The organism is Nitrincola lacisaponensis, from assembly GCF_000691225.1.
Classification (GTDB): Bacteria; Pseudomonadota; Gammaproteobacteria; order Pseudomonadales; family Balneatricaceae; genus Nitrincola; species Nitrincola lacisaponensis.
Map to the genome: position 1 here is coordinate 673,583 of NZ_JMSZ01000016.1, position 13,743 is coordinate 687,325.

Consider the following 13,743-nt stretch of genomic DNA (forward strand, 5'->3'; position numbering starts at 1 on the left):
ACAGATTTATAGGTGCTTCAATGAGTGTTGTAGATGTGATCAAAGAGCAGATTGAATCCAACGCAATTCTGCTTTACATGAAAGGTACACCGCGTTTTCCTCAGTGTGGCTTTTCTGCCCGTGCCACTGAAGCACTGATGGCGTGTGGTGAGCGTTTTGCATTTGTGAATATTCTGGAGCATCCGGATATTCGTGCCGAGCTGCCAAAGTATGCTAACTGGCCGACGTTTCCACAGTTGTGGATCAATGGTGAGCTGGTCGGTGGTTGCGATATCATTTGTGAAATGGCTGCCACCGGTGAGCTGGAGACAATGGTTAAAGCCGCCGCTGTCAATCAGGATGAAGCTCCGCAAGCCTGATCTAAACGTCTCTTGAAACCCCTGTAACCTTTTGGCTCAGGGGTTTTGCGATTAGCGGGTCTGTAACACCAGATCCCAGCCGCCCATATCTTTCCAGCGATTCACAATCATGCAGAACAGCTCGGCAGTTTTTTCCGTGTCGTAGACTGCAGAGTGAGCACTGCGATTATCAAACTCGATACCTGCGACTTCACAGGCTTTTGCCAGTACCGTCTGACCGCATGCCAGGCCTGCCAGTGTTGCTGTGTCAAAGGTTGAAAACGGGTGAAAAGGGTTGCGCTTTATATTCTGACGTTCGGCGGCTGCATTCACAAAGCCGTGATCAAACGTGGCATTATGGCCGACCAAAATAGCGCGTTTGCATCCCTGCGCCTTGATCGCCTTGCGAATCGGCTTGAAGATTGCTTCCAGGGCTTCGGCTTCAGATATCGCTTGGCGTTCAGGATTCCAGGGGTCTATACCGGTAAAGGCCAGTGCCGATTGTTCCAGATTGGCCCCTTCAAAGGGAATGACATTGGCGCTGTAGGTGTGTTCTGGAATCAAATAGCCATTTTCATCCATGCTCAGGGTGACGGCGGCGATTTCCAGCAATGCGTCTGTCCGGGCATTAAAACCTGCCGTTTCCACATCGATGACGACCGGGAGATAGCCGCGGAAGCGGTCGGCCATCAGGCTCTTGTCAGTTGGCGGGTTCAAAGAATATCCTTAAATGCTGTCGGGTTGATGTTAGACTATTCTATCAGTCACGCGTTGTTGAGTGAAATCCGGGTAAAGTTCTCGATTAGATGGCCGATAACTGAATCAGTTTCTATATTTTTCTTCAAAGGGTTATGCGCTGTATGCTTGGCCGGGCACTTATCCTGATACTGCTGTTAATACCCGCGCAGGTGCTGCAGGCAGTTACCTTTCGTGCCCCTGTGGATGCTGTGCACTGGCAGATTGAAGCCTCTCCGTTTATGTGTCGTCTGATTCAGCCTATACCAGCGTTTGGTGATGCAGTATTTGAGCAGGAAGCAGGCGAGCCAGTGCAATTTAACCTGTTGCCGGCACAGACGCAGCAGTTAAGTGGGCGGGTGCGACTGGTCGCTGAAGCAGCACCCTGGTCTCCGGGCGCCGCACCACGGCGCATTGCTGATATTGAAGCCCAACAGGGACGGGTTCAGGTGCGTGGTGATTCGGCAATTAATATGCTGGCTGCACTGCATCAAGGCATGATGCCGACTTTCAGTGCTGATCGCTGGTATGGTACGCGCGAGTCGGTCACAGTAGGTATCATGGCCGTCAATTTCCAGACTGCCTATCAGGATTACATGGATTGTCTGACCCAACTGTTGCCGGTTAACTACCGTCAGATTGCTCGTACCGCTGTCCTCTTTCCAACCGCTGAACACCAGCTCTCGGATGCCACCCGCGCCCGACTGGATCTGGTGGCTCAATACGTGCTCACGGATGATTCCGTGCAGCAGATTTTTGTCGATGGTCATACCGATAACGATGGCCGCCGTTTGCTGCTGCGTGACCTGTCGATGCGACGTGCTGAAGAGGTGACGCGTTATCTGGTGTCTCGTGGTGTGGATGAATCGATGATTGTGACCCGCTTCCACGGTGATCGCTACCCCGTCGTTGAAAACGATACGCCGGAAAACCGTCAGCGTAATCGTCGTGTCACCATTCGCCTGGAGCGCGACTAGGCAGGAATTTTGGCAATCTGTTATGATGTGCCTTTGTGTTTATTAGTCGCTGTACTCCGGTCCAGACAGCTGGAGTTCGTTTAATCGGGAGCATCAATATGTCCGACGTCAACAAGGTAGTTCTGGCTTACTCCGGTGGTCTGGATACCTCTGTGATAGTGCGCTGGTTGCAGGATACTTATCAGTGTGAAGTGGTAACCTTTACGGCTGACCTGGGTCAGGGTGAAGAAGTGGAACCGGCACGTGCCAAAGCGCAGGCGCTGGGAGTCAAAGAGATCTACATTGAAGATCTTCGTGAAGAGTTTGTGCGTGATTATGTGTTCCCGATGTTCCGCGCCAATGCCATTTATGAAGGTGAGTACCTGTTGGGTACCTCGATTGCGCGCCCGCTGATCGCCAAACGCCTGATTGAAATTGCCAATGCGACCGGTGCGGATGCCATCTCTCACGGTGCGACAGGTAAGGGGAATGATCAGGTGCGCTTCGAGCTGGGTGCTTATGCACTGAAGCCGGGTGTTAAAGTGATTGCTCCCTGGCGTGAGTGGGATCTGACCTCCCGTGAAACGCTGATGAAATATTGTGAAGAGCGCAATATTCCGGTGGATTTCAGCAACAAGAAAAAGAAATCTCCTTATTCGATGGATGCCAACCTGCTGCATATCTCTTATGAAGGGGATCTACTGGAAAATCCGTGGAATGAAGCTGAAGAAGATATGTGGCGCTGGAGCGTCAGTCCTGAAGCTGCACCTGACCAGCCGACGTATCTGGAACTGACCTATGAGCAGGGCGATATTGTTGCGATCAATGGCGAGCGCATGAGTCCGGCAACCGTACTGGAAACACTGAACAAGATCGGTGGTGCCAATGGTGTGGGTCGACTGGATATCGTGGAAAACCGTTTCGTCGGTATGAAGTCACGTGGCTGCTATGAAACACCGGGTGGCACCATCATGATGAAAGCGCATCGCGGTATTGAGTCTCTGACACTGGATCGTGAAGCCGCACATCTGAAAGATGAGCTGATGCCCCGCTATGCCAAGCTGATCTATAACGGCTTCTGGTGGTCAGAAGAGCGCAAGATGCTGCAGCAGATGATCGACTACTCCCAGCGTCATGTGAATGGTGATGTGCGCGTCAAACTCTATAAAGGTAGTGTGAGTGTCGTTGGCCGTCGCTCTGCTGACAGTCTGTTTGATGAAAGCATTGCAACCTTTGAAGACGATGCCGGTTCATACAACCAGAAAGACGCTGAAGGCTTCATCAAGCTGAACGCGCTGCGTATGCGTATTGCTGCCAGCAAAGGTCGTCAGTTCTGATCTCCGTTGTGCATTTAACCCTGTTACTGCCAGGCTGGAACTGCCTGGCAGTAACACGGCCTTGATGTTGTGCTGCCTGGCAATCTGTACTCTTCTCAAACCACGGAAAAGGTGAGTGCGTCTGTCCCTCTGACTGAAAGGGTGTGATAGTGGTAATTAGGCTCAATTTCATGCTACTTTTCAGATAGTTATTAAGAAATCTGGGCCATGACAGCACTTTTCTCTGATCAGACAGTCCTTATCGTTGAAAAAAATCTGGAAGAGCTGGAGCAGCTTCGACAGATTTTGTCGGCTATGGGCTTTCGGAAAATTGAAGTGGCTTCCTCGGTGAATATGGCGGCAAGCCTGTTGGCTGAAGTGCGAGTTGACTTGTGTTTTCTGGTGTATGATCTGGGGCGGGATGAAAAAAACGGCCTGCAGGTGCTGCAACAGCTCAAAGCCGCTGGGCGACCCAGCTATGCCACCTGTTTCCTGTTGGTGGTTGAACCACAAAAGCTCAGTTTGTTGATGGGTTCTCCGGATCTCTCGGCAGACGGTTATCTTGCCAAACCTTATGATCAGCTAAAGCTGCGAGCCCAGCTGGAAAAACAGCTGCGTATCAAACGCTGTATCGCTCAGGTCGAACGTTTTCGTGATCAGCGTGACTGGGACCAGGCGTTGGAAGAGTGTGAGCGGTTACAGAAACAGTTTCCGGCACTGGGAGTGTTGATCTTTCGGATCAAGGGGCTCGTATATCTGGAACAGCAGCAATACCAGAAAGCGCTGGCCGTGTTTGAGCGTATACGTCAGGCGCATGATAAACCCTGGGTGCATGTTGCCTTGGGACTGACGGCCTATGATATGACAGATTATCAGCGTGCACGTCGTGAAATGACCCAGGTTATTGAAGAGCAGCAGGTGTGTCAGGAGGCCTTTCTGATCATGGCCAGGATTCACTGGCTCAGTGGTGAGCGCAGTCAATGTGTCACGCTGTTACGCAAGGCCGTAATGCTGCAACCAACCATGCCGGTATTACAGGGTGAACTGGGCAATCGGGCAGCGTTTTCAGAGGAGTTGAGTGTTGCGGCTGACGGCTTTCGTCAGGCAGTTCAGCATGCCCGGCATACCGCGCTGCAGAATCCGGAGTACTATTTTGGCCTGGTGCGGGTCATTCAGCAGTTAATTGCGGACAAGCCGGATCGTACCGCCGAGTTTATTGCCGAGGCGATCCGGGTACTGGAGTCAGTGGTTCACGATTGCATGGATGATCCGCAAATACGTTTTCGTGCCCGTTTGATTGCCGCCGAGATCTATCGACAGAATGGTGAGCATCAGAATGCAGATTTTGCGGCAGGTGATGCGTTGGCGCAGTTTCGCAAGATTCCACTGAATGCACAGCTCAGTGTTGTGGATTTGCTGGCCGATGGCCTTGAATCGACGCGCTTTGCGGTGCAGGCAGCCGAGCTGAAGCAGGAAGTATCCCGATCAATGCCTTCTGTAGAGTGGGGTAAAAGCAATCTGAAAGGGATGTTGTCATTTCGTCAGAAAGCCATGGATGAGGCCTTTAAGTCGTTTGAACAGGCCTGGTTGGCTGATCCGGGCAACCCAGGTGTGGGTCTGAATCTGTTGCAGACGGGTATTGAATCCTTGCGTCGACAGACCGCACAGCCACAGATCGTCAAGCGCTGCAGTGAAATTGTAAACGCACTGCACTACGGCTCGCTCAGCGGCAAGCAACAGCAGCGTTATCAGATGCTGAGTGAGCGTTTTGGTGATCTCATCCGGGAAGCAGAGATTGCATAAGCGGGTACAGGTGGCTAAAATTCTGCGTTTCTTTGGTTCGGGAAGCTATGAAGTCTCATAAAATTCTGCAGGCACCTATTCCCATGCGTTGGGTAGGCCCCCTGAAAATCACCGGCCAGACTCTGAATGAAAAAATCAGTGTGCCTCTGGCAACCTATGAAACGCCATTGTGGCACTCTGTGGGCCGTGGTGCGCGTGTTTCTGTGCTGACGGACGGAATACTGACCAGCGTGATTGATGAGCGTATGACTCGCTCGATTTTGCTGGAAGCTGATAATGCCATGGAGGCACACCTGGCACTGCAGTCGCTGATGCGGCGTCAGGACGAGCTTAATCAGGTGGTAGCGACGACCAGTCGGTTTGCGCGTCTGATTGATATGCACAGCCAGATCGTTGGTAACCTGATCTATTTGCGTCTGGAGTTCACGACGGGTGATGCTTCAGGCCACAATATGGTGACCAATGCAGCAGATACGCTGATCCCCTGGATACTGCAGCAGTATCCTCAGCTACGCTACAGTTCCATTTCGGCAAACTATTGTTCCGATAAAAAAGCGACTGCCGTTAACGGTATTCTTGGTCGGGGCAAGTATGTTGTCAGTGAAATCCTGATTTCACGTGATCTGTGCGAGCGCAAGCTGAACACCACGCCTGAGAAAGTGGTGGAACTGAATGTACGTAAAAATCTGATCGGAACCCTGATTGCGGGTGGTGTGCGCAGTGCCAATGCGCACTATGCCAATATGTTGCTCGGGTTTTACCTGGCGACAGGGCAGGATGCTGCCAATATTATTGAAGGCTCGCAGGGCGTGGTGCATGCTGAAGTACGAGACGACCAGCTGTACTTTTCCTGCACCTTGCCGAATCTTATTGTGGGCAGTGTTGGTAATGGCAAGGGGATCGATTTCGTGGAAGAAAACCTGCGCCGTCTGGGCTGTCGGGAAATGCGTGAACCTGGTGAAAATGCCCGTCGACTGGCGGCAATTTGTGCAGCGACAGTGCTCTGTGGCGAACTGTCACTGCTGAGCGCGCAAACCAATCCTGGTGAGTTGATGGAAGCCCATATCCGATTGGAACGTCCATGAGAGATCAGACCAATAGCCGCAAGATAGAGCATATCCGTGCCATAGAGCAAGACGGTCTGACAGATCGTCAGGGGCATTGGTTTGATCAGATCCAACTGACACATCGGGCGTTGCCCGAGCTGTCGCTGGATGAGGTAGATCCGCGTTGTCAGTTTCTCGGTAAAACACTCAGTTTCCCGTTATTGATTTCCTCCATGACCGGTGGTGATCATGAGCTGGTGCGTCGTATCAACCGCAATCTGGCTATTGCAGCCGAGCGTTGTCAGGTCGCGATGGGAGTGGGCTCCCAGCGGGTGATGTTCAGCTCACCGGAAGCCAGTGAAAGTTTTGCACTGCGTCAGTTGGCACCCACTACTGTGCTGATTGCCAATATTGGTGCGGTGCAGTTGAACTACGGTATGACATTGGAGCAGGTGCGTCAGGCGATTGATCTGCTCCAGGCCGATGGTTTGTTTCTGCACTTGAACCCTCTACAGGAGGCTGTGCAACCTGAGGGTGATACGAATTTTACCGGTCTGACCCAGGCAATTGGGCGTTTACAGGCCGAGTTACCAGTACCCATTATTTTGAAAGAAGTCGGGTCAGGGTTGTCACCAGCGGATATTCAGGCAGGTTTGCAGCAGCAGATTCGCTACTTTGACCTGGCTGGGCGCGGCGGCACCTCCTGGAGCCGTATAGAGCACCACCGTCGTACAGACCCGCTTGCTGATATTGGCCTGAAATTTCAGGATTGGGGGTTGCCGACACCGCTGGCTTTGAAGCAGGCAGAACCCTTTCTTGATCAGGCAACGCTGATTGCCAGCGGTGGCATCAGAGATGGGATTGATATGGTGAAATCTGTTATACTCGGCGCCTCGCTTTGTGGGGTGGCGGCGCCGCTGTTACAGCCCGCGATGGAATCGGCGGACGCTGTGGTGAGCACCATTGAAAAAATGCGCCGTGAATTTGTTACCGCGATGTTTCTGCTCGGTACCCCGGATACTGCTGCACTGTTCAGGAACAAAGCGCTTATTGTCGAAGAGCGTTAAGGAATCCAACCGACTATGTCAGTAGGTATAGACGAAATCAGCTTTTACACGTCCAGTTATTATCTGGATTTGCGGACGTTAGCTGAGAAGCAGCAGACTGATCCTGAGAAGTACTACACCGGTATCGGCCAGGAAAAAATGGGCATGGCTGCGCCGGATGAAGATATCGTTACCATGGCTGCGAATGCAGCCTTGCCGATTATTGAGCGGGTCGGGTCTGAGGCAGTTGATACACTGCTGTTCGCGACAGAAACCGGTATAGACCAGTCCAAGTCGGCAGGTGTTTATGTCCACCGTTTGCTGGGCATGCATGCCAATTGCCGTGTCGTCGAATTGAAACAGGCTTGCTACAGTGCAACCGCTGCCCTGCAGATGGCTTGTGCACTGGTCGCGCGCCGCCCAGAGAGCAAGGTGCTGGTTATTGCCTCGGATATTGCCCGTTATGATCTCAATACACCGGGTGAGGCAACGCAGGGGTGTGGCGCAGTGGCGATGCTGATCAGCCATAATCCACGTATTCTGAGCGTGTCTCCGGATGTAGGTAACTACACGGATGATGTCATGGATTTCTGGCGTCCCAATTACCGCAGTACAGCCCTGGTGGATGGTAAGTACTCCACCAAGATTTATCTGCGTGCACTGAAAAAGGCCTGGGAACATTTCACCGCTGTCAGTCCTTTGCAGTTCAACGACTTCAGTTACTTTTGCTACCATCTGCCGTTCAGCCGCATGGCCCAGAAAGCGCATCAGCATCTGGCCAAGCTGAACCACTGTGCCTTGACTCCGGAACAGATTGAGCAGCAGATTGCCGATACACTCTTGTATAACCAGGCGATAGGCAACAGCTACACAGCGTCTATTTACATAGGCCTGTGCTCTTTGCTGGACCATCTTGAGGCGGATCTCTCCGGTCAGCAGATCGGCTTTTTCAGCTATGGTTCTGGCTGTGTGGCCGAATTCTTTGCCGGACAGATTCAGCCGGGATACCGTGAAGGCCTGCATACCGAGCGTCATCGGGCGTTACTGGCACAGCGGCAGGAAATTAATTACGACGAGTACCTGTCACTTTACCGTTACCCGGATCCCCAACAGGGTGAAAGTGTCGAAATACCCCAGACCACTCAGGGGCGTTTCCGCCTGGCGGCCATTACCCATCATAAACGCGAATACATTCCCTGCTAATGCGTGCCGCCTCTGCGCCCGGTAAGGTCATCCTCACAGGTGAGCACGCTGTGGTGCATGGCGGCGCGGCGCTTGCCGTAGCTATCCAGCGTCATATACGGGCTGTATTCATCCCAGACCATTCATCTGAGCTGCGCTGGAAAGATCCTTTTAGTGGGCAGATTCAACACATCACCGAATCCGTTCTGCGCGAACGAGCGGCCTTGCTGGATGCGCGTTATCGTGCGTGGCAGCAAGGTGATTTGTCGGTCCAGGCGATACTGCCAACACCTGCGGATCTGTTGATCTACACCCTGAGTCAGGCGCTGCCGCAGGAGCCGTTGAGCGGTGGTGACCTGACCTGGCGTTCCGATCTGCCAGTTGGGGCGGGAATGGGATCTTCAGCCGCGTTCATTGCGGTAATCTTGAAGCTTTTTTCGAGCGCACCCCTGAGTCATCATGAGTTACTGCGTCAGGTACAGTTCTGCGAGCGCTTGCAGCATGGCAAAGGCAGTTTTATTGATGCTGCCAGCGTCAGCCTGGGCGGTACGGTGCGTGTTCAGGGAACACATATAGAGCCTTTGCAGGCTTCTGGTGTGAACCCGGACAGTTACTGGATTTTTACCGGCACACCCTTGTCCACCACCGGAGAATGTGTAGAGCAGGTGCGACAGCAGTTCACAGGGTCATCCATTTGGCAGGCCTTTGCCGATATCGAGCATCAGTGGTTATCCGCCAGTGTGCTCCAGCGAGCTGAATTGATACGCCAGAACCATCGTCTGTTGTGTCAGTTGGGAGTCGTACCAGAAGCGACCCGGCGTCTGGTTGCACAGATTGAAGCTCTGGGTGGTGCCGCCAAGGTGTCAGGCGCTGGCAGCATTCGGGGTGATGCCGCCGGGCTGTTATTGGTCTGGTTGCCCGAGCATCAGCCGGATGCGCTGTCATTGCCAGCGGGTGCTGTCTGGGGAGCGTTGCAGGAGGAACCACAGGGTGCCACAGACTTCCAGCTTTAAAGTATCTGCACCCGGCAGCACGCTGTTGATGGGTGAGCATGCCGTACTGCGCGGAGAGCCTGCGCTGGTTTGTGCGGTGGATTCTCGCATGGAATTGACGGTGACCCCCCGGACTGATCGTCGGGTACTGATCGACAGTGCGTTAGGTCATTATGCGGCGTCACTGGATGAGTTGCCGGATCATCCTGAGCTGCGCTTTGTGTTGACGGCGTTGCGTCACTATCGTCCTCACCTGCATCAGGGTATGGAACTGGTGATCCGCTCCGCTTTCGAGTCCACCATAGGCTTGGGTTCTTCCGCTGCCATTACCGCTGCGCTGGTGACCGCGCTGGATCATTTGACCGGTCTTGAACGTGACCTGCCAGCACGTTTTCGTCAGGGGCTGGCGATTATCCATGAGGTACAGCAGGGGCGGGGATCGGGTGCTGATCTGGCTGCCAGTCTGTACGGTGGTTTGTTGAGATTTACCACTGACCCTGTCACCTTTACCCCGCTGAACTTTTCGCAGACACTGACCCTGTCGCTGTTTTATTCCGGCTATAAAATGAAAACGGCAGAAGTGTTGCAGCAGGTAGAGCAACAATGGCACCGCCAGCCAGAGCTGTTGCAGGCACTTTATCGCTTAATGGGACAAACCACCCAAGCAACTGAAAAAGCGCTGGCGCAGGGAGACCTGACTGAACTGGGGCGACTGATGAATGTCTACCAGGGATTGATGGATGCGCTGGGTGTGTGTGATGCGACCCTGTCTCGCATGGTCTACGCTTTGCGGCAGGACCCGCAGGTATTGGGCGCTAAAATATCCGGATCGGGATTGGGTGATTGTGTGTTGGCCCTATCTCGGGCCGTGGTAAATGAACTGCCACTACATCAGCGCCTGGATGTTCGGCCCGCGGCCGCCGGTGTGTTGATACACCATGGCGCCGACAAGTAGTGTGAACGAGGACAGGATGGATAAAGCAGCTGTATTGGCCCCCTGGATTTCACCCGGTCGTGTACCGGTGACTTCTGAAGAGCATTTTGCACCGAGCAATATTGCGCTGTGCAAGTATTGGGGCAAGCGTGATACGCAATTGAATCTGCCGGTGAATGCATCGTTATCAGTTTCTCTCGGTTATCTGGGCAGTCATACACGCCTGGTGCCGATTGACTATTCGGCAGACGAAATCTGGCTAAACGGTGACCGTCTGTTACCTTCGGCGGCGTTCAGTCAGCGTATATCCGCTTTCCTGGATCTGTTTCGCGCTCCGGGTCAGTGTCATTTCCGCGTGACGACACGCAACTCGATTCCAACCGCTGCCGGGCTGGCATCGTCGGCTTCCGGGTTTGCGGCCCTGGCCCTGGCGGTCAATGACAGTTTCCAACTGGGACTGAACACTGAACAATTGTCGGTACTGGCCCGTTTAGGCAGTGGCAGTGCCTGTCGTTCCGTGTTCAAGGGGTTTGTTGAGTGGCAGATGGGCCAGCGTGAAGATGGCCTCGACAGTCATGGTGTCGTGCTGCCAGAGACCTGGCCGGGCTTGTGTGTCGGACTGATCAAAGTGGATGCGTCGGTAAAATCCACAGACTCACGCAGTGGCATGAAGCGTACAGTTGAAACCGCACACCTGTATCAAAGCTGGCCCTTACAGGCAGCCGCCGATCTGCAGCAATTGCGGCGCGCGATTACCGTTGGTGATTTCACCCTGCTGGGACAAACGGCTGAACATAATGCGCTGTCGATGCATGCGACCATGATCGCATCCTGGCCTCCGCTGGTGTACTGGCAGCCTGAATCCCTGGCGTGTATGCAGAAAATCTGGCGTTTGCGTCAGGAGGGACTGCCTGTGTATTTCACCATGGATGCAGGCCCTAACCTGAAATTGCTGTTTGAGCGTGATCAGTTGGAAGAGCTGATGCGTCACTTCCCCGATATGGAAGTTATCCAACCCTTCGGTGATGACTGACAGCTGCACCGGGTTTCCACTGACCCGGCATCAGCGCGATACGGCTGCCGGAATTGAGCTGAGCTACTGGCTGGTGACAGATCAGGGACCACGCTGTGTCACCATCCCGGCACAAGAAGCCGTATTCTTTGTCCGTCAGCAGGACCTGGAACGTCTGGCATCTGTGCTGGCCGATCTGTCGGGCTGGCGTTGTCAGCCTCTGCCGTTAAATAATCTGCATAACCAGCCTGTCGCTGCGCTGTACACGCAACGCTTGTCAGTGATGCACAGCATCATAGAGCGCCTGCGCCAGGAAGGTATTCCGATGATGGAAGAGGATATCCGTCCGGCAGACCGTTACTTGATGGAGCGCTTTATCCATGCTGGCGCACGCTGGACGCAGCGCGAAGGGCGCAGTCGGTTGATAGCGGCGGACTACCAGCCACGTTTCCGGGTACTGTCACTGGATATTGAAACCACCCTGCGTGCCGACCGTATCCTGTCGATTGCACTGCAAAGTGAAGAGGCCGCGCAGGTGTTGATGCTGGGGCCAGAGCGCGCTCATGCTGAGATCCGCTACTGTGCCGATGAGAAGCGTCTGTTGCAGGTGTTTGTTGACACGCTTCAGGCATGGGATCCGGATATTCTGATTGGCTGGAATGTGATCGGGTTTGATCTCAGGGTCTTGCAGCAACGTGCAGAAGCCCTCGGGGTCAGGCTGTGTCTGGGACGCGATCAGCAGCCATTGAATCTGGGTCAGTATGGCAGCAATCGTCATTATGCCCGGTTAGCGGGGCGGGTTGTGCTGGACGGAATCGACAGCCTCAAGGGTGCCACCTGGCATTTTGAGCGTTATGCCCTGGAGTACGTTGCCCAGACCTTGCTGGGACGGGGTAAAGCCATTGACTCAGTGTCTGATCGTGGCGCCTCCATTCAGCGTATGTATGCCGAGGATCAGCAGGCTCTGGCGTATTACAACCTGGAAGACTGTCGCCTGGTGAGTGACATTTTTTCCAGAACCGGCCTGATTGAATACTACACGGAACGCACACGTCTGACCGGTCTGGCACTGGACAAAATCGGCGGATCTGCACAGGCATTTGATAATCTCTACCTGCCAGCCCTGCACCGTGCAGGTTATGTTGCCCCTGAATATGCCTCAGGACAGACCGGTGACCATGTGCCAGGCGGGCATGTGATGGATTCACGCCCGGGGTTGTACCGTAATGTGCTGGTGCTGGATTTCAAAAGTCTGTATCCGAGCATCATCCGTACTTTTCAGATCGATCCACTGGGATTGACGTTGGGGCTGCAGCAGTCTGAGTCCTCCTCCAACTGTCTGCCGGGATTTCTGGGCGCCCGTTTTGACCGGCAGCATGCCATTTTACCGGGAATTATTGAGCGTCTCTGGCATGCACGAGATCAGGCCAAAGCCGCCGGGCAGCAGGCCGTTTCTCAGGCGATCAAGATACAGATGAATGCCTGTTACGGAGTATTGGGCTCAGATGTGTGCCGCTTTTATGATCAGCGCTTGTCGGCTTCAATAACCTTGCGTGGTCAGGAAATACTGACACAGACGGCGGCACAGATTGAGGCCGCGTTTGGCTATCAGGTGATTTATGGTGATACTGATTCCGTGTTTGTCTGGCTGGGGGATTCGCTCAGTCCGCAAGCCGCACATGCAGAAGGGCCGCGACTGGCTGAAGCACTTAACCACTGGTGGCAGCAGCGACTCCGGCAGGAGTATGACCTGGAGTCGGCGCTGGAGCTGCAATATGAAACCTGCTATCGACGCTTTCTGATGCCCCGCATGCGTGATTCCGAGCTGGGCAGCAAAAAACGCTATGCCGGATTGCGCTGGTCAGCAGAGGGTGAAGATGTCCTGGTGTTCAAGGGACTTGAACAGGTCCGCAGTGACTGGACGCGGCTGGCAAAAGATTTCCAGCAGGATCTGTTTGCGCAGATTTTTAATGACCAGCCCTGTGCTGACCTGGTAAGGCAGCGAGTGGCCGCACTGCTGGCCGGAGAACTGGATGAGCAACTGGTCTATCACCGGCGCCTGCGCCGACCTTTGCACAGCTATCAGCGTAATGTGCCGCCGCATGTGCGTGCCGCTCGTCAGCTGTGCGAACATTATCAGCAGCAGGGGTTGCCGGTCCCGCTGCAGCAGGGCGACAGTGTGGCCTATGTGATTACGTTACAAGGGCCAGAGGCCTCAGAACTCGGCACCCAAACGCTGGATTACAGCCATTATATTGACAAGCAGCTGCGCCCGGTAGCAGACAGTATCCTGCCCTTTGTCGGTCTGAATTTTGATAGCCTGATTCGGCCACAATTGCCACTGTTTTAACCTCTATTCAGGCAGGCTATTTCCGCGTTACAA

General features: G+C 53.9%; 12 protein-coding genes. 11 read left to right on the top strand and 1 reads right to left on the bottom strand.

The window, feature by feature from the left end; translation table 11 throughout:
- The first annotated feature begins 20 nt into the window (after positions 1-20).
- A complete protein-coding gene (gene grxD / locus ADINL_RS06450; protein ID WP_036545016.1) occupies positions 21-359 on the top strand; it encodes a Grx4 family monothiol glutaredoxin in 339 nt (112 codons plus the stop codon).
- Between the two features lie 51 nt (positions 360-410).
- On the opposite strand, the gene rnt is transcribed toward grxD, so the two are convergent.
- Entirely contained in the window at positions 411-1,028 is a 618-nt protein-coding gene (gene rnt / locus ADINL_RS06455; RefSeq protein WP_051632608.1) for a ribonuclease T, read from the bottom strand.
- Positions 1,029-1,198: 170 nt separating this feature from the next.
- Here rnt and ADINL_RS06460 point away from each other — a divergent pair, with 170 nt between their 5' ends.
- The 10 genes from ADINL_RS06460 (at position 1,199) to ADINL_RS06505 (ending at position 13,710) form a co-directional block, all read left to right on the top strand.
- Complete coding sequence (locus ADINL_RS06460) at positions 1,199-2,050, top strand: flagellar protein MotY (RefSeq protein ID WP_152547621.1); 852 nt, start codon at positions 1,199-1,201, stop codon at positions 2,048-2,050.
- Between the two features lie 98 nt (positions 2,051-2,148).
- Complete coding sequence (locus tag ADINL_RS06465) at positions 2,149-3,366, top strand: argininosuccinate synthase (protein ID WP_036545022.1); 1,218 nt, start codon at positions 2,149-2,151, stop codon at positions 3,364-3,366.
- 207 nt (positions 3,367-3,573) lie between these two features.
- The gene (locus ADINL_RS06470; RefSeq protein ID WP_036545024.1) at positions 3,574-5,148 is read left to right on the top strand and encodes a tetratricopeptide repeat protein; all 1,575 of its coding nucleotides are present in this window, start codon (positions 3,574-3,576) and stop codon (positions 5,146-5,148) included.
- Between the two features lie 47 nt (positions 5,149-5,195).
- A complete protein-coding gene (locus tag ADINL_RS06475) occupies positions 5,196-6,233 on the top strand; it encodes a hydroxymethylglutaryl-CoA reductase (protein ID WP_036545026.1) in 1,038 nt (345 codons plus the stop codon).
- On the top strand, positions 6,230-7,261 hold the full coding sequence (gene fni / locus ADINL_RS06480) for a type 2 isopentenyl-diphosphate Delta-isomerase (protein ID WP_036545028.1): 1,032 nt from the start codon (positions 6,230-6,232) through the stop codon (positions 7,259-7,261). The genes ADINL_RS06475 and fni overlap by 4 nt, the downstream gene beginning before the upstream one ends.
- Positions 7,262-7,276: 15 nt before the next feature.
- Entirely contained in the window at positions 7,277-8,443 is a 1,167-nt protein-coding gene (locus ADINL_RS06485; RefSeq protein WP_036545030.1) for a hydroxymethylglutaryl-CoA synthase, read from the top strand.
- Positions 8,443-9,435, top strand: a complete 993-nt coding sequence (locus tag ADINL_RS06490; RefSeq protein WP_036545032.1) for a mevalonate kinase family protein — start codon at positions 8,443-8,445, stop codon at positions 9,433-9,435. Before ADINL_RS06485 ends, ADINL_RS06490 begins: the two co-directional genes overlap by 1 nt.
- Entirely contained in the window at positions 9,413-10,369 is a 957-nt protein-coding gene (gene mvk, locus ADINL_RS06495) for a mevalonate kinase (RefSeq protein ID WP_036545034.1), read from the top strand. Before ADINL_RS06490 ends, mvk begins: the two co-directional genes overlap by 23 nt.
- A gap of 16 nt (positions 10,370-10,385) precedes the next feature.
- Complete coding sequence (gene mvaD, locus ADINL_RS06500; protein WP_051632609.1) at positions 10,386-11,381, top strand: diphosphomevalonate decarboxylase; 996 nt, start codon at positions 10,386-10,388, stop codon at positions 11,379-11,381.
- Positions 11,374-13,710, top strand: coding sequence for a DNA polymerase II (locus ADINL_RS06505; protein ID WP_036545038.1), 2,337 nt, complete (start codon positions 11,374-11,376; stop codon positions 13,708-13,710). The genes mvaD and ADINL_RS06505 overlap by 8 nt, the downstream gene beginning before the upstream one ends.
- Positions 13,711-13,743: the final 33 nt, after the last annotated feature.